General features: G+C 63.6%; 15 protein-coding genes and 1 riboswitch. Of the genes, 8 read left to right on the forward strand and 7 right to left on the reverse strand.

All coding sequences use genetic code 11. The annotated features are described in order from the left end of the window. Nucleotides 1-5: 5 nt before the first annotated feature. Nucleotides 6-938, forward strand: coding sequence for a GDP-L-fucose synthase family protein (locus R1W01_RS06850; protein ID WP_297755013.1), 933 nt, complete (start codon nt 6-8; stop codon nt 936-938). Further along, complete coding sequence (locus R1W01_RS06855; RefSeq protein WP_297755010.1) at nt 935-2,101, forward strand: DegT/DnrJ/EryC1/StrS family aminotransferase; 1,167 nt, start codon at nt 935-937, stop codon at nt 2,099-2,101. The genes R1W01_RS06850 and R1W01_RS06855 overlap by 4 nt, the downstream gene beginning before the upstream one ends. Here the strand turns inward: R1W01_RS06855 and thiQ are convergent. From thiQ to thiB, 3 genes are read right to left on the reverse strand one after another with little or no spacing between them, the layout of a single operon-like run. Next, nucleotides 2,098-2,790, reverse strand: a complete 693-nt coding sequence (thiQ, locus tag R1W01_RS06860) for a thiamine ABC transporter ATP-binding protein (protein ID WP_297755007.1) — start codon at nt 2,788-2,790, stop codon at nt 2,098-2,100. The two genes, R1W01_RS06855 and thiQ, sit on opposite strands and share 4 nt — an antisense overlap. Further along, nucleotides 2,777-4,327 carry a thiamine/thiamine pyrophosphate ABC transporter permease ThiP gene (locus R1W01_RS06865; RefSeq protein ID WP_297755004.1) on the reverse strand — a complete coding sequence of 517 codons (1,551 nt, stop codon included), beginning with the start codon at nt 4,325-4,327 and terminating at the stop codon, nt 2,777-2,779. The genes thiQ and R1W01_RS06865 overlap by 14 nt, the downstream gene beginning before the upstream one ends. Then, nucleotides 4,303-5,301, reverse strand: coding sequence for a thiamine ABC transporter substrate binding subunit (gene thiB, locus R1W01_RS06870; protein WP_297755001.1), 999 nt, complete (start codon nt 5,299-5,301; stop codon nt 4,303-4,305). Before thiB ends, R1W01_RS06865 begins: the two co-directional genes overlap by 25 nt. 35 nt (nt 5,302-5,336) lie before the next feature. Then, nucleotides 5,337-5,449, reverse strand: a riboswitch (TPP riboswitch). A 326-nt stretch (nt 5,450-5,775) separates the two neighbouring features. On the opposite strand from thiB, the gene aroC reads away from it, so the two are divergent. Both aroC and R1W01_RS06880 read left to right on the forward strand, forming a co-directional pair. Next, nucleotides 5,776-6,879 (forward strand): chorismate synthase, encoded by a 1,104-nt coding sequence (aroC, locus tag R1W01_RS06875; RefSeq protein ID WP_297754998.1) that lies wholly within the window; start codon nt 5,776-5,778, stop codon nt 6,877-6,879. A gap of 3 nt (nt 6,880-6,882) precedes the next feature. Then, on the forward strand, nt 6,883-7,827 hold the full coding sequence (locus R1W01_RS06880) for an AEC family transporter (protein WP_297754995.1): 945 nt from the start codon (nt 6,883-6,885) through the stop codon (nt 7,825-7,827). Here R1W01_RS06880 and R1W01_RS06885 read toward each other — a convergent pair. After that, nucleotides 7,815-8,984, reverse strand: coding sequence for a cytochrome P450 (locus R1W01_RS06885; RefSeq protein ID WP_297754992.1), 1,170 nt, complete (start codon nt 8,982-8,984; stop codon nt 7,815-7,817). The two genes, R1W01_RS06880 and R1W01_RS06885, sit on opposite strands and share 13 nt — an antisense overlap. Before the next feature lie 110 nt (nt 8,985-9,094). Beyond that, nucleotides 9,095-10,597 carry a malonate--CoA ligase gene (locus tag R1W01_RS06890; RefSeq protein ID WP_297754989.1) on the reverse strand — a complete coding sequence of 501 codons (1,503 nt, stop codon included), beginning with the start codon at nt 10,595-10,597 and terminating at the stop codon, nt 9,095-9,097. A 123-nt stretch (nt 10,598-10,720) separates the two neighbouring features. Between R1W01_RS06890 and R1W01_RS06895 the strand changes: the two genes are divergently transcribed. Then, on the forward strand, nt 10,721-11,641 hold the full coding sequence (locus tag R1W01_RS06895; RefSeq protein ID WP_297754986.1) for a DMT family transporter: 921 nt from the start codon (nt 10,721-10,723) through the stop codon (nt 11,639-11,641). Nucleotides 11,642-11,791: 150 nt separating this feature from the next. On the opposite strand, the gene R1W01_RS06900 is transcribed toward R1W01_RS06895, so the two are convergent. Continuing rightward, nucleotides 11,792-13,183 carry a citrate lyase subunit alpha gene (locus tag R1W01_RS06900; RefSeq protein WP_297754982.1) on the reverse strand — a complete coding sequence of 464 codons (1,392 nt, stop codon included), beginning with the start codon at nt 13,181-13,183 and terminating at the stop codon, nt 11,792-11,794. Continuing rightward, entirely contained in the window at nt 13,176-14,045 is an 870-nt protein-coding gene (locus tag R1W01_RS06905) for a branched-chain amino acid aminotransferase (RefSeq protein ID WP_243613598.1), read from the reverse strand. The genes R1W01_RS06900 and R1W01_RS06905 overlap by 8 nt, the downstream gene beginning before the upstream one ends. 168 nt (nt 14,046-14,213) lie before the next feature. Between R1W01_RS06905 and R1W01_RS06910 the strand changes: the two genes are divergently transcribed. The 3 genes from R1W01_RS06910 to R1W01_RS06920 all read left to right on the forward strand — a co-directional run bounded on the left by R1W01_RS06910 (nt 14,214) and on the right by R1W01_RS06920 (nt 16,419). Beyond that, the gene (locus R1W01_RS06910; protein ID WP_243613599.1) at nt 14,214-14,714 is read left to right on the forward strand and encodes a MarR family winged helix-turn-helix transcriptional regulator; all 501 of its coding nucleotides are present in this window, start codon (nt 14,214-14,216) and stop codon (nt 14,712-14,714) included. Beyond that, on the forward strand, nt 14,711-15,412 hold the full coding sequence (locus R1W01_RS06915; RefSeq protein WP_297754977.1) for a response regulator: 702 nt from the start codon (nt 14,711-14,713) through the stop codon (nt 15,410-15,412). The genes R1W01_RS06910 and R1W01_RS06915 overlap by 4 nt, the downstream gene beginning before the upstream one ends. 71 nt (nt 15,413-15,483) lie before the next feature. Continuing rightward, nucleotides 15,484-16,419 carry a histone deacetylase family protein gene (locus R1W01_RS06920; RefSeq protein ID WP_297754973.1) on the forward strand — a complete coding sequence of 312 codons (936 nt, stop codon included), beginning with the start codon at nt 15,484-15,486 and terminating at the stop codon, nt 16,417-16,419. Nucleotides 16,420-16,476: the final 57 nt, after the last annotated feature.

The following is a 16,476-nucleotide window of genomic DNA, read 5'->3' on the forward strand; positions in this document are numbered from 1 at the left end:
TCACCATGGCCAAGCAAACCCTGCTCCTTACGGGCGGTTCCGGCATGGTCGGGCGCAACATTCTCGAACATCCCTCGGCATCAGAGTGGACGATCCTCGCCCCTGCCTCGCGCGAGCTGGACCTGACGGATGCCGGGGCCGTTTCCGCCTATGTAGAGACACATAAACCCGACCTCGTGATCCACGCCGCTGGTCAGGTCGGTGGGATTCAGGCCAACATGGCCCACCCCGTCGCCTTTCTCGAACGCAACACGGCGATGGGCCGCAATATCATCATGGCCGCCTACCAATCCGGTGTGCGCAACCTTCTGAACCTCGCCTCGACCTGTATGTATCCCCGCGCCGCCGCAAACCCGCTGCGCGAAGAGATGATCCTCACGGGCGAGCTGGAGCCGACCAACGAGGGCTATGCGCTGGCCAAGATCATGGCGACACGCCTCTGCCAATATATCCGCCGCGAGGATGAAACCGCGCAATACAAGACGCTCATCCCCTGCAACCTCTATGGTCGCCACGACAAGTTCGACCCGAAACACTCGCACCTCCTGCCCGCCATCATCCACAAGGTCCACCTCGCCAAGCAGAACGGCGAAAAGACCGTCGAAATCTGGGGCGATGGCACGGCGCGGCGCGAATTCATGTATGCGGGCGATCTGGCCGACGCGGTGATGAAGGCCGCCGCCGATATCGACGCCCTGCCCGAGCTGATGAATTGCGGCCTTGGCCACGACCACACGATCAACGCCTATTACGAGACCGTCGCCGATGTGATCGGCTGGGACGGCGCGTTCACCCATGATCTCTCCAAACCCGTCGGCATGAAGCAGAAACTCTGCGCCACCGACCGACAGGACGGATGGGGCTGGAGCGCGCCGACCTCGCTCCGCGACGGCATCAAGACCACCTATGATTTCTATCTGAACGAGGCCACGAAATGAGCTTTCGCTTCCCGCTTGCCACCTCTTCCTGGGACCAGAAAGAGCTCGACGCGCTGCAACGTGTGATCGCCTCCGATCGCTATTCCATGGGTGATGAGGTGGCCGAGTTCGAACGCCGATTTGCCACGTATTTCGGCTCTAAATATGCGGTTATGGTCAATTCCGGCTCCTCCGCGAACCTGCTGATGACGGCTGCGCTGGCCTATACCAAGAACCCCGCGCTCAAGCTCGCGCCCGGCGACGAAATCATCGTCCCCGCCGTAAGCTGGCCGACGACCTACTACCCGCTCAACCAATACGGGCTGCACCTCAAATTCGTCGATATCGACCTCGAGACGCTGAACTACGATCTTGCCGCGCTCGAAGAGGCGGTCACCGACAAGACCCGCGCCATCATGGTCGTGAACCTGCTTGGCAACCCGAATGATTTCGACGCCATCTCCCGGATCATCGACGGGCGCGACATCGTCGTGATCGAGGACAACTGTGAATCCATGGGCGCGACGCTCGGTGGCAAACAGGCCGGAACCTTCGGCGTCATGGGCACCTATTCCTGCTTCTTCTCGCACCATATCTCGACCATGGAAGGCGGCATGGTCGTGACGGATGACGAGGAGCTTTACCACGTCATGCTCGTCCTGCGCGCCCACGGCTGGACCCGCAACCTCCCCAAGTTCAACCACGTCACCGGCGAGAAATCCGACGATCCCTTCGAGGAGAGCTTCCGCTTCGTCCTGCCCGGCTACAACCTGCGCCCGCTCGAGATGTCAGGCGCGCTCGGCATTGCCCAGCTTGAAAAGCTCCCCGCCCTGATCGAAGGCCGCCGCGCCAATGGCGCCCTCGTGCAACAGCGCCTTTCCGGCCATCCGAAATTCATGATCCAGAAGGAAATCGGCAACTCAAGCTGGTTCGGCTTCTCCCTCGTGATCCGTCCCGAGGCAGGCCTGAAACGCGCCGATCTGGTCAAGGAATTGATCGAGACAGGCTTTGAATGTCGCCCCATCGTCGGCGGCAACTTTGCCAAGAACGACGTGATGCAATACTTCGACTATTCCATCCACGCAGAGTTAAAGAACGCCGACTACATCGACGCCAATGGCCTCTTCGTCGGCAACCACCACTACCCGATTGCCGACGCCGTGGACGCCCTCGCCGCGCTTTAACCGAGATACGCCCGGAGTGCGGGCGGCGGATTGTCGAGCAAGTCCTGCGTCGTGACCGGCGGTTCCGCCCGCCCATCGGCGACAAGGATCGTCTGCGGCGCGATCCGGCGCGCATCTTCCGGCTCGTGGCTCACGATCAAGAGCCCCGCGCCCGTCTCCTCAAGCACCTCTTCCACAAGGTCGAGCATCTCTGCCTTGAGCGCCGGACCAAGCGCCGCGAACGGCTCATCCAAAAGGACAAAGGCCCGGTCCTGCACCAACACCCGCGCCAGCGCCGCGCGGCTCTGTTGTCCGCCAGAGAGCGCCGCCGGCTTGCGCGTGCCATATCCCTCAAGACCGACGCGCCCAAGCGCTGTCTCAACCCGGTCCCGCTCGGCCTCCGTCAGGCGTAGGTCGGGCCGCAAGCCAAGCCCCACGTTCTCCGCCACCGTGAGATGTGGGAAAAGGTTGTTGTCCTGAAAAAGCATCGCCACAGGCCGCTTGCCCGGTGCCGCGCCTGTCATATCTTGCCCGTCCCATAGGATGCGCCCGCGATCCGGCGCAATGAACCCCGCGACAAGCGACAAAAGCGTGGATTTCCCCGCCCCCGATGGCCCGATGACGGCCACCCGCGCGCCCGTCTCGACCGCGAGATCGGCCCGCAGCGCGAAATCCCCCTGCCGGAGCCTCACGTCCTCAAGCATCAACATGGCTGCGCCCTCCCCTGTCAAAAGCCCAGAACAGGCCGAAACTCGTCACCAAAAGCACCACAGCCGCCCCCGCCGCCGCCTCCATCTGGTAACTGCCCATGAGGCGATACATCTGGAGCGGCAAGGTCGCCGTCTCCGAATCCGCGAATAGCGCGATCACGCCAAGGTCTCCCATCGAGAGCGCCGCCGCGAGGCCCGACGCAAAGCCAAGCGGCCCCTTGAGACGCGGCAACAGGATCAGGCGCATCCAAGCCCATCCCCCGATTCCAAGCGTCGCGGAAAGCCTCCCATAGCTCTCAACCACGTCGCGCACCGGCCCCACGAGAATACGCAAAGCAAACGGAAGCGCCATCACCGCATTGACCAGCGCAGTGACCGGCAGGGCAAGCGCGAACGGATCGGCAATCGGAAAAATCACCACGAAAAGCCCCACCCCGATGACCAGTGGCGAGGCGGCAATCCCGAAAAGCCCGACCGCCTCGAACCCGCGCCAGGACGCCGCCGCAATCGCGATTGGCAGCGCCAGCGCGAGCATGATCCCCGTCGAGGCCAGCGCCACGCAGAAGGACACAACGGCCGCCGTCCAGACCTGTGCAGGCATCTTCCAAAGCCCCGCCGCACCCTCAACCGCGACCATGACTATCGGCACCAGAAGGAACAGGGACGCCGCCGTGATAGAGACGAAATCGAGACTAACCTTGCCCAATCCGCCCGAATCCCAACGCGTCACAACCCGGTCCAACCCCGCGCCGAACCCTTCCGCGACCGAAGCCCTGAGCGCCAAAAGCGCCGCCACCCCGACAAGCACGATCTGTACCGTCGCCAAGAGCGCCGCGCGCCCAAGGTCAAACTCGAAATGAAACGCCTCGTAGATGGCCAACTCCACGGTCGTCGCCCTCGGCCCGCCGCCAAGCGTCAGCGCGACGGTAAAGCTCGAGATGCAGAGCGCGAAGATCACCACCGCCGCGAGCGGCACCGCCCGGCGCAGCATCGGCCGCTCGATCAGCCGCGCCATCTCCCGCGGACCAAAGCCAAGCTGCGCGGCGAGGCGGAACCGCTCTGCCGGGATCTCCTGCCAGCCCTGAAGGATCAACCGCGTCGCCAGCGGCACATTGAAGAACACATGCGCAAGGACGACGCCATGCAGCCCGTAGATTTGTACCTCCGGAAGCCCGACCCAGCGCAGCGCGACATTGAGAATCCCGCCCCGACCAAAGACCGACAATAGGCCAAGCACCGCCACAATCACCGGAAGGATGAATGGCGCGCCAAGAAACCCAATGATCGCCCGTCGCCCCGGAAAGGCCCGCCGCGCCAAGGCCCGCGCCACCGGAATGGCGAGCAACACGCTCAGCACCGCCGACAGCAGCGCTTGCCAGACGGTAAAACGGATCGCCGCCCAATCGGACGGCCCAAGCCCCCGCCCTGCCTCGGCGCGCAGGACGACAGCCAGAAGCGTACCAAGGATCAGCGTGGCGACACATACCGCCGCCACGCCGCCTGGCCACCGCCTTACTTGGAGAGCGCCGCGCGCCATTCCGCCATCGCTTTTTCGCGGATCGCCGCGACATCTCCCGCCGGGATAAGCCGTGCCTGCTCCGGCCCGATGGGCTTGGCAAAGGCATCCGGCAGCGGCTCATCCGGCGTAAAGGCCGGGTACATCCAGTTGGTCGTCGGAATGACCGATTGGAACGCGTCCGTGGTCATGAAGGCAAGGAACTTGTCGGCCAGCTCGGGCTGATCCGAATTGGCGAGCTTCCCGGCCACCTCGATCTGCATGTAATGCGAGGGGAACGGCGCGGCGGCCTTGCTCTCGTCCTCTTCGGCCACGATGTGATAGGCGGGCGAGGTCGTGTAAGAGAGCACCATGTCCGCTTCGCCCTCAAGGAAGAGGCCATACGCCTCGGACCAGCCCTTGGTGACCGTCACGACATTGTCGGCAAGCCCTTCCCAGATCGCACCCGCCTCGTCGCCATACTGCTCCTTAACCCAGAGCAGAAGGCCAAGCCCCGGCGTCGAAGACCGCGGATCCTGGATCACGATGGAGACATCCGACGCCGCCAGCTCTTCAAAGCTCCCCGGCACATCGGCGAGCTTTTCCGTATCATAGATAAACGCGAAATAGCCCCAGTCATACGGCAGGAAAAGCGGGTCTTCCCATGCACCGGCCTCACCGGACGGATTCGGCACATCCGGCGCAACGCTTTGACCATGCGGCGCAAAAAGGCCCGATTCGGCCGCAGCGCCGGTTAGGTTCGTGTCGAGGCCAAGCACGATATCGGCGTCGCTGCGCGCGCCTTCGAGACGCAACCGCGCCAGAAGCGCCGCGCCATCGCCCGCGGCCACGAATTTCAGATCACAGTCACAGGTCTCTTCAAACGCCGCCTCGATCTGTGGGCCGGGGCCCCAATCGGCGACGAAACTGTCATAGGTGTATACGGTGAGAACAGGTGTCTCGGCCCATGCGGCCGTGGACATCAAGGTTCCCGCTGCAAGCGCAAGATACTTCATGGCATCCTCCAAAATGCGACGGGCGGGGCAAGTTCTGGAGCGAGCCATACCTTCCCTCCGCCGGTCTTAACCGGTTCAGGTTCAACGGGTTCGCATGCATCGCATCTCAGCCTGTTCCCTCACGAAACAGGCACCCCGAGGTGAGCGCGACCCTAACAGCGTGTATTCTGATGACAAGCGAATTCCCGGAGAGGGGGTGCTCCCGCCCCTTCGACGCGCGGCAAGCCGCGCCTCGCAAGCGTTGGGCGTGGCTGGGGGCAAGCCCCCAGACCCCATTTCCAATTGGGGGGCCAGCCCCCCAAGCCCCCCGGAGGCATTTCTCCAGAGAAGAAGACAAAACCGTCCATGCTTTCTTCTCTGTGGCAAATACTCCCGCCGGAGGCATGAAATCTTCAAACCCTTCTCCAGCCGCGATAAACCTTGAGAAACCGCCCCCCGGCGGCTATTGCGACCGGGAACAAAGGAGCGTTTCTCATGTCGATGAACAGTTTCGGACATCTCTTCCGCGTCACCACCTGGGGCGAGAGCCACGGGCCCGCTCTTGGCGCGACGGTCGATGGCTGCCCTCCCGGTGTGCCAATCGAGGCGGAGATGCTGCAACACTGGCTCGACAAGCGCCGCCCCGGCCAGAACAAGAACACGACGCAACGCAATGAGCCCGACGCGGTGAAGATCCTCTCGGGCGTGTTCGAGGGCCAATCGACCGGCACCCCGATCCAGCTTATGATCGAAAACACCGATCAGCGTAGCCGCGACTACGGCGACATCTCCGAGACCTTCCGCCCGGGCCACGCCGATATCACCTATTGGCAGAAATATGGCATCCGCGATTATCGCGGCGGTGGCCGCTCCTCGGCCCGTGAAACCGCTGCGCGTGTCGCCGCTGGTGGCGTGGCGCGCGAGGCGCTCAATGCGCTCCTGCCGGGGATCGAGATCAAGGGTTACATGACCGCCATGGGCGAGCTCGATATCGACCGCGCCAAATTCGATTGGGATCAGATCGACCAGAATCCGTTCTGGATTCCGCAAGGGCCGGAGGTCGCGCAAGACTGGGAGGATTACCTCCAGAAACTGCGCAAAGCTCACAACTCTGTCGGCGCGATCATCGAAGTGGTCGCCCGCAACGTGCCTGCGGGCCTTGGCGCGCCGGTCTATGGCAAGCTCGACACCGACCTTGCCGCCGCGATGATGTCGATCAACGCCGTGAAAGGCGTCGAGATCGGCGAAGGCATGGCCGCCGCCCGGCTCACGGGTACGGACAATGCGGACGAGATCTTCATGGGCGAGGACGGTCCCGAATACGGCTCGAACCATGCGGGCGGCATCCTCGGCGGCATTTCCACCGGTCAGGACATCACCGTGCGTTTCGCCGTCAAGCCGACCTCCTCGATCCTCTCGCCCCGCCGCTCGATCCGCAAGGATGGCACGCCGATCGAAGTCATCACCAAAGGCCGCCACGACCCCTGCGTCGGCATCCGTGCCGTGCCCGTGGGCGAGGCGATGATGGCCTGCGTGATCCTCGATCACCTTCTGCTGCATCGCGGTCAGGTCGGCGAGAATCGCGGCAAGATCGGCTAAGCCTTGGGCGCGATCCTTTCCATCACCTTCCCGATCTACGCCGCCATCGCCATCGGCTACGTCACCGTGCGGCGCGGCTGGTTCAAACCGGCGGATCTACAGGTTCTGGGCCGCTACGTGATGGACATCGCGCTCCCGGCGCTTCTGTTTCATGCAGTGGCAAGCCGCGATTTCGCAGAGGTGCTGAACCCCGGCTATATGGCCGCCTTCGCGCTTGGCGGGTTGGCCACGATTACAATCGCCTTCCTCTGGTTTTCGGCCACCGCGCCGGACAAAGGCCGCCGCGCCATCGCCGTCATGGGATCGACCTGTCCCAACTCCGGCTTTATCGGCTTTCCGCTGATGCTCCTTGTCTTTCCAGACCATGCCGCCGTGATCCTCGCGCTCAACATGCTTGTGGAGAATGTGCTCTTGATCCCGATCTGCCTGATCCTGCTCGACATGGCGCGCGGTGGCTCGGACATGGCCCTCGCCCGCCGCATCGGCGCGATCCTCCTTGGCGTCCTCAAGCGTCCGATGGTCATCGGACTCCTACTCGGCCTCGCCGCCTCTGTCCTGTCGCTGCCGATCCCGGAGCCACTCACCCGCCTGTTCCAGATGCTCGCCGCCTCCGCCTCTGCGCTCTCGCTCGTGGTGATCGGGGGAACACTGGTCGGTCTGCCGCTCAAGGGAAACTGGCGCCTCGCCGCACAGATTTCGGGCGCCAAGCTGATCCTGCATCCGGCCATGGTCGCGCTTGCCGCTACGGGGCTGGCAGGCCTCGGCCTCTTTGCCCTGCCCCCCGACCTCTTCGCCGCCGTGATCCTCTCCGCCGCCATCCCGATGTTTGGCCTCTACACGGTGTTCGCACAAGAACACGGGCTTCAGGGCGTCGCCTCCATCGCCATGCTTATGGCAACCTCAGCCGCCTTTGTGACCCTCTCGGCGCTGCTCTTCTACCTGACCTGATCCCACGCCACTGGCATGGTCAGCGGCCCGCGAAACGCCCAACCGCCAAACCGCGTCTCGCCTACAAGGCGTAGGCCCTCGAGACGTTCGAAAATCATCGGCAAGGCCACCTCCGCGATAAGACATTTCGACGCCCACGCCCCGGCACAGAAATGCGGCCCCGCTCCGAAACTGATCGACGGCGCAAGGTCGCGCGTGATGTCGAAAATCTCAGGGCGCTCGAACACATCCTCATCGCGGTTGCCCGACCCGAACATAAGGAACACCCGGTCCTCCGGCTCAAATACCACCCCCTCGACCTCAGCCCGCTGCGCAACGCGGCGCGGCGACATGCCGATGGGCGAGACCCAGCGCGCGTATTCCTCAAACGCCTGTAGCCAACTCGCCTCGCCGCCCCGCACCTTGGCGAGCTGTGCGGGGTGTTGAAGCAGGGCCCAAACCGCCCCAGCAATCGCATCCCGCGGCTCGTTCTGCCCGCCCGAAATGGCAAGCTTCACATTGGCGCGCATCTGTTCATCCGAAAGCCCCGCCTGCATCTGCACCGAAAGAAGCGAATGATCGGGCTGTTCCCGTAGCGCCGGGATGCGCGCGTCGATATGGCGGTCGATGGAGGCGGTGCAATCATGGCAATGCGCCTCGACCTCCGGATCGCCCGCATAATTCGCACAACCGTCGATCATCCCCTGACTCACGCGGTCCATCTCCTGCCACGTCATATTGGTAAGCCCGGTAATCGCCTTGAGCGCCTCGCCCGAAATCGGACGCGCGATCTCGGCAACCATGTCGACGCCCCCCTCCGGCCCGACCCGGTCAAGAACCTCCGCCGTGGCCGCCTCGAATTGCGCCTTCCAGACATCGCGCACCGTCTTGGGCGATACGGTCGGGAAGACCGCCTTGCGTTCGGCAAGATGCGCGGCCCCGTCCTTGCGCATCATGTTCTGCCCCATGAGCACCGTCATAAGGCCCTCCGGCTGATCGGACGAAAAAATCTCGATCTTCTTCTCGTTCTCAAAGATCGAATCCCGCTTGGTCAGAAGCGTCGCGCCTAATTGCGGCACATAGGCAATCGGCGCCTCGGCCCGCATCTTGGCGAGAGTCGGATAGGGATCATCCCAGAACGCTTTCGGGTCGATCTCGAAGACGGGTGCAGTAGACATGGTTTTCCTCCCTTGAAACCCATGCCCTACTCTGCGACCGGCCCCGCCTTCGCGCAACCGGGCTCTTCTTCTCTGTCAAAATACTCGCGCCGCAGGCCCTGACCGCAAGGTCAGGAAAATAGCCCCGCATAGTCCTCGCGCAGCGCCTTTTTCTGCACCTTGCCCATCGTGTTGCGCGGCAACTCAGGCAGGAGGATGACCTTCTTGGGCTGCTTGAACTTGGCCACCGTCTCGGACAAGGCGCCCATGATCGCCGCCTCGCTCGTCCCCTCGCCCTCGGGCACGACCACGGCCACGACCGCCTCGCCGAAATCGGGATGCGGCACGCCGATGACCGCGCTTTCAAGCACACCGTCAAGATCGTCGATGATCGATTCGATCTCTTTCGGATAGACGTTGAACCCGCCGGTAATGACCAGATCCTTGGACCGGCCCACGATGGTCACATAGCCGTCCTCATCAAACTTCGCGAGGTCGCCCGTGATGAACCACCCATCCGGCAAAAGTTCTTCCGCCGTCTTCTCCGGCATCTGCCAATAGCCCTGAAACACGTTGTCGCCGCGCACTTCAAGCACCCCGATCTCGCCCGTCGGTACCTCTTCGCCATCCTTGCGAATCCGCGCCTCGACACCGGGCAAGGGAAAGCCCACCGTCCCGGCGCGCCGCTCGCCTTCATACGGGTTCGACGTGCTCATATTCGTCTCTGTCATGCCGTAACGCTCGAGAATCCGGTGCCTCGTGCGCGCCTCCCATTTCTCATGCGTATCAACGAGAAGCGGCGCAGAGCCGGAGATGAAAAGCCGCATATTCGCCGCCCGCTCCTTGGTCAGGCGCGGGTCATCAAGGAGGCGGGTATAGAAGGTCGGCACCCCCATCATCGCCGTCGCCCGCGGCATCGCCTCAAGGATCTGGTCGGCATCGAACTTCGCCAGGAACTCGACCGACGCCCCCGCCAAAAGCGCCACGTTGGTCGCCACGAAAAGCCCATGCGTGTGAAAGATCGGCAGCGCGTGGATGAGAGTGTCGGACTTGGTGAACTGCCAATAGTCGCGCAGCATTTCGGAATTGCTGGCAAGGTTCTTATGGCTGAGCATCGCCCCCTTGGAGCGCCCCGTAGTGCCCGAGGTGTAAAGGATCGCCGCAAGATCCTCCGCGCCCCGCGCAACCGGCTCGAACGCGCCGCGCCCCACCACGGCCTCTTCCATCGTGCCGCGCCCCTTGGCGTCGAGCGTCTTAACCTTGGCATCCCCGGCGATCTCTTCGATCGCCTCGGCCCGCGCCGGATCACAGACGACGACGCGCGGCGCGGCATCACCAAGGAAATACGCCACTTCCGAGACCGTGTAGGCCGTGTTGAGCGGCAGGAACACGCCCCCCGCCATCACCGTGCCGAGGTAGAGCTGAATCGCCTCGATGGTCTTGTCGACCTGCACCGCGACCCGGTCGCCGGGCTCTACCCCAAGCGCGACCAACGCCCCCGCCATCCGCTCGGCCCCCGCGAACAACTCGCCAAAGGTCATGCTGGCCCGCTGCGGGATACGAGCGAAATTCCGCGTCTCCTGCCCGACCGAGGACGCATGCAGGCGCGAAATAAGGTAGTTGTCGTCATACATGGCAGGGCCTCCAAAAAGGATTTGTCCCGTTCTCCCCTGCCCCCCGACCAAGATCAAGCCCCGCCTTGCCAATCCGACAATCTAGTTGCACGATACACCTTCACGCACGCACAGGCCCATCCCATGACACCGTTCCGAGGCATCGCCCTCAAACTCGTATCGATTTTCCTGTTTTCCATCATGGCCGCCTGCATCAAGGCCGCTGCTGAGCATGTCCCGCCCGGACAGGCCGTGTTCTTCCGCTCGCTTTTTGCCATGCCGATCATCTTCATGTGGCTCGCGCATCGCGGCGAATTGCGCACCGGTCTCAAGGTCAAGAACCCGATGGGCCATTTCTGGCGCGGCCTCATCGGGACATCGGCCATGGCGATGGGCTTTGCCGCGCTCGGCCTGTTGCCCCTGCCCGAGGTGACAGCCATCGGCTATGCCGCACCGCTCCTGACCGTGATCTTCGCGGCGATGTTCCTTGGCGAACGGGTGCGGCTTTTCCGGCTAACGGCGGTGGGGATCGGGCTTGTCGGGGTCATCATTGTGCTCTACCCGCGCCTGACGATCCTTGGCGGCGCGGACCCTTATTCCGTCGCCACACTCGGCGCGTTCCTCGCGCTTGGCTCGGCGGCGTTCCGGGCTTTGGCACAGATCCATATCCGCAAGCTGGTGCAGACGGATCAGACCTCGGCCATCGTGTTCTATTTCTCCCTGACCGCCACCGGACTGTCGCTCCTGACGCTGCCCTTCGGCTGGGTCATCCCGACAAGCACCGAGGCGGTGCTCCTCGTGTCCGCCGGCCTCATTGGCGGTATCGCGCAGATCTTTCTGACCTCGGCCTACCGCTTTGCCGACGCTTCGACGGTTGCGCCGTTCGACTATGCCTCGATGCTCTTTGCCATCGCCATTGGCTATTTCATCTTCGAAGAGGTGCCGACGGGGATCATGCTCGCCGGGGTGAGCCTCATCATCACCGCCGGGATCTTCATCATCTGGCGCGAAAGACAGCTCGGCCTCAAACGTGGCTCACGTCAGACCCTGACACCGCAAGGTTGACGGGGGCACTCCCGCCCCTTTGAGACGCGGGCCAAGGCCCGCACCGTCAAAGCGTTTGGCATGGCTGGGGGGCCAGCCCCCCAGACCCCAGTTTCAACTGGGGGGCCAGCCCCCCAGCCCCCCTGGGATATTTCCGGCAAGAGGAAGAGATCAGGGAATGCGCACCTGATCGAGCACATGTCCCGTAGGCGACAGGCTCTCGGCAATGACCCGGCCTTGGCCCCGGCCCGAGGTGTCACACGGTCCCGCAATCCGGCGCAGATCTTCGAAACTCTTGAGCGGCAGGCCCGCCTTTTGCGCCGCTTTGATGAGATCAGGACGCGACGGATGTATGGCGATTCCCGCCTCTGTCACCAGCGCGCCAATCGTCTTGCCCGGCGTCGTCAGGCAGGTCAGCGCCTCAACCAGCTTGGGCCGCCCCGCCGCCTGCAAGGGCGTCGTCACGATGGGCAGGCTCGCCCCCGCCGCCGTATCCGCATGCCCGCCCGAGCCGCCAATGATCCGCCCATCGCTTGCGCAGGTCACATTGACGTTGAAGTCCGCGTCGATCTCCGCCGCGCCGAGGATCATCACATCAAGCTGTTTCGCGATGCAATCCGGGCGCTCCGGGCTGGCATACTCCTCCGCCGACATGGCGAGATGGGCCGCATCCTCCGCGTAGGAGCGCACAGCGGCAAGGTCGAAGGCCTGCACATCACGCAAGCCCCGGAAGAGCCCGGCGCGGAACATATCAACCAGCGCGCCAGTGATGCCGCCCGCCGCGAAATCCCCAACGATGCCCCGCGCCGCCATCTCGGGTGCGAGTGCATGGGCCACGGCAAGCGAGGTCGCGCCCGCCCCGGTCTGGAACCGGAAACCGTCTCTAAGCAGGCCCGAAACCGCGATAAGCCGTGCGGTCAACTCGGCAATCACGCGGCCCTTGTCCGAGGGCGCGCGGCCTGTTGTGCCCGAGGCGATCTGTCCCGCGTCGCCGATCTGCGCGACCTCGACCACCTGGTCGACCTGTGCCGCCGGGATACAAACCCGCGGCACCGCCTCGCAACGATGATCCGTCACCGCCACCACGTGCCGGGCATGTTCTGCGTCGACCATCGCATAGCCCAAGGGACCACAGGCCGATGGCCCGACCGCTCCGGACAGGTTGCCCGCCGCATCGACCGCAGGCGCCGCGATGAACGCGGCATCAATCGGCAACCGCCCCGAGGCAATCGCCGCCGCGCGCCCGCCATGGCTCTGCAACTGCACCGGATGGGGCAACACGCCCGCGCGCACGGCCTCCGCAAGCGGGCCGGTCATGTAGGAGGTGGTGATCCGCGTCACCACGCCATCGCGCAGGAAAGGGATCAGTGCTTCGTGACACGGGAAAAGCGACGAGGGCGCGATATGCAGATCGCGCAGCCCCAGCACGGCACAGTCCGCCAGCACCTGTCGCATGACATCGTCGCCATTGCGCAGGTGGTGATGGAAGGACAGCGTCGCACCGTCCTTCACATCTGCCGTTTCAATCGCCGCACGGATCGCGCGGCGCGTGGTCTCAGGCACGCACAAGCGCCTCGTAGTCTTCGGCGATCTGCCGGGTCAGCGCGCCGACTTCGAACATGTAGTCGCCGATCTGGCCAACCGGGGTCACCTCGGCCGCCGTACCGGTGAGGAAACACTGTTCGAAATCCGCGAGCTCTTCCGGCATGATCCGGCGCTCATGCACCGTAACGCCCTTGTCCTTGAGCATGCCAATCACCGTCTGGCGCGTGATGCCGTTGAGGATCGCGTCGGGGATCGGCGTATGCACTTCGCCGTCCTTGACGAAGAACACGTTGGCGCCGGTCGCCTCGGCCACGTAGCCGCGATAGTCCATGAAGAGCGCGTCAGAACATCCCTTGGCCTCCGCCGCATGCTTGGAGATGGTGCAGATCATGTAGAGACCTGCCGCCTTGGCCGCGGTCGGGATCGTCTCGGGCGAGGGGCGCTTCCACTGAGCGATGTCGAGCTTGGCGCCCTTCATCTTGGCATCGCCATAATAGGCGCCCCATTCCCAACAGGCGACCGCCATGCGCACCGGGTTCTTCGACGACGCGACACCCATGTCTTCGCCCGACCCGCGCCATGCCACCGCACGCACATAGGCATCCTTGAGGCCGTTGGCCTTGAGCACCTCTTCCTTCGCCGCCTCGATCTCATCGACGGTGTAGGGGATCGGCATGTCGATCAACGCACCCGAGTTCAAAAGACGTTCCGAATGTTCGCGGCTCTTGAAGATCTTGCCATTATAGCAACGCTCCCCTTCGAATACCGAGCTCGCATAGTGCAACGCGTGGGTCAGGATGTGGACGTTGGCATCGCGCCATTCGACGAGTTTCCCATCCATCCAGATCTTGCCGTCACGATCATCATAAGACCCAGCCATGGCCTTTCCTCCAGCTACTTAGTTTTGCATTTATTGCGCGCCTTATGACCGATCCGGTCACAAAATTGCGCAAAATCTGCGATTCGCTATCATTCCGCTCTTGGAGTGTCAACAAAGCTGACGTATTGTGACGTTTAAGACGGCAAATTGTGAACGACGGGGAGAGCAATGCCAGACTCTCATAGCAGCGGCGAAAGCCTTCTCTTTCTGACAGACGAACAACTCAGACAGGGAATCGAGGCTGTTTTCTTTGCCTATCGTGGTTTTACCGCCGATCCCGACCGCATTCTCGCCACCATGGCCTATGGCCGCGCGCATCACCGTGCGATCCACTTTATCAACCGCGCGCCGGGCACGACAGTAACAAACCTGCTCGCAATCCTCGGGGTGACAAAGCAATCGCTCAACCGGGTGCTGCGCACGTTGATCGAGGATGGCCTCGTCGAAAGCCGCGTCGGCTCTTCCGACCGGCGCGAGAGGAACCTTTACCTGACCGACGCCGGGATCGCCCTTGAGAACCGACTGTCCGATGCCCAGCGCACGCGCATGCGCGCCGCCTACCGTGAGGCCGGTCCCGAGGCCGTGGCCGGCTTTCGCCGCGTGCTCGAGGCGATGATGGACCCGGAAATGCGCCGTCGCTATGCCCGCCTGCGGGAGAGCGGCCAATGAGCGACGTTGCCCCCCATCTCCTGATCGTGGATGACGACGAACGCATCCGCGACCTGCTGAAGAAATTCCTCAAACGCAACGGCTTCCTCGTGACCTCTGCCCGCGACGCGGCTCAGGCCCGGCGTATCCTCTCTGGCCTCGATTTCGACCTGATCGTGCTTGATGTGATGATGCCCGGCGAGGACGGCATGAGCCTCACCCGCGCCATCCGCGAGGACAAGGCGACGCCGGTGCTTCTCTTGACCGCCAAGGGCGAGACCGAGGACCGCATCATGGGGCTCGAGGCCGGGGCGGACGATTACCTCCCCAAACCCTTCGAACCCAAAGAGCTTCTGCTGCGGATCAACGCGATCCTGCGCCGGATGCCCGAAACGCAAGAGGCCGACACCGCACCCAAGATGCTTAACCTCGGCCCGGTGCGCTATGATATCGAGCGCGGCGAGATGTGGCAGGGCGATGCCATCCTGCGGCTGACTGCGACCGAAAGCCAATTGATGAAAATCTTCTCGGCCACACCGGGCGAGCCAATCTCCCGCGCCAAGCTGGTCGAGGATCTGGGTCGCGACCGGGGACAGGCACAGGAGCGCGCCGTTGACGTGCAGATCACCCGCCTGCGCCGCAAAATCGAGGCCGACCCCAAGCAACCCCGCTACCTCCAGACGGTGCGCGGCGCGGGCTATATGCTCGTCCCCGATTGACCCGATCGCGGGGGCTGGTCTCTCCCGATCCGCGCCGCTACGGTCCCCCCGAACAACCAACGGAGACCGCGATGAGCACGGCGCTTTTTACCCACGATGATTGCCTTCACCACCGCACCCCGCCGGGCCACCCCGAACAGGTCGCGCGCATGGACTCGATCAAGACCGCCCTTGCTGCGCCAGGTTTTGAGGCGCTCGACCGTCGCGAGGCGCCGCTTTGTGCGGACGAGGACATTCTCCTGTGCCATCCGCAATCCCATCTCGACGCCATCATCGCCTCGGAACCCAAGGACGGTATCCGCGCTCTCGATGAAGACACCCACATGTCCCCCGGTTCGGTGCAGGCCGCACGCCGTGGCGTTGGCGGCAGCATGGCGGCGGTCGATGCGGTGCTTTCTGGCGATGTGACAAACGCTTTTGTCGCCTGTCGCCCGCCGGGGCACCACGCCGAGACGGAAACTCCGATGGGCTTTTGTCTCTTTGGCAACGCCGCCATCGCCGCCCGGCACGCGATGGAGCGTCATGGCCTCTCGCGCGTCGTCATCGTGGATTTCGACGTGCATCACGGCAACGGCACACAGGCGCTTCTGTGGAACGAATCCCGCGTGACCTTCTTCTCCTCACATCAACACCCGCTCTGGCCCGGGACCGGCTTTCCCGAAGAGACGGGCGCTGCGAACAACATCCACAACATCCAATTCGCCCCCGAGACCAACGGCGCGACCATGCGTGCCGCCTACGAGGCCGAGGTCTTTCCGGTGATCGAGCGTGTGAAACCCGAACTCATCATCCTCTCCGCCGGTTTCGACGCCCATGCCGATGACCCCCTGGCTCAACTCAACTGGGCCATCGAGGATTTCGTCTGGCTGACCGAGAAGTTCTGCGCCTTGGCCGAGAAACACTGCAACCGCCGTCTCGTCTCGACGCTGGAAGGCGGCTATGACCTGACCGCCCTTGCTAAATCCGTCGCCGCCCATGTCGGCGTGCTTCTGGAGAAAGGCGCCTAAGGCGCGAAATCGCCCGCGTTGTCTCGACATGCGCGGGCAGATATGCTTTTGCCCAAA

Origin of the sequence: Shimia sp. FJ5, assembly GCF_032918335.1 — a bacterium.
Taxonomy (GTDB): Bacteria; Pseudomonadota; Alphaproteobacteria; order Rhodobacterales; family Rhodobacteraceae; genus Shimia; species Shimia aestuarii_A.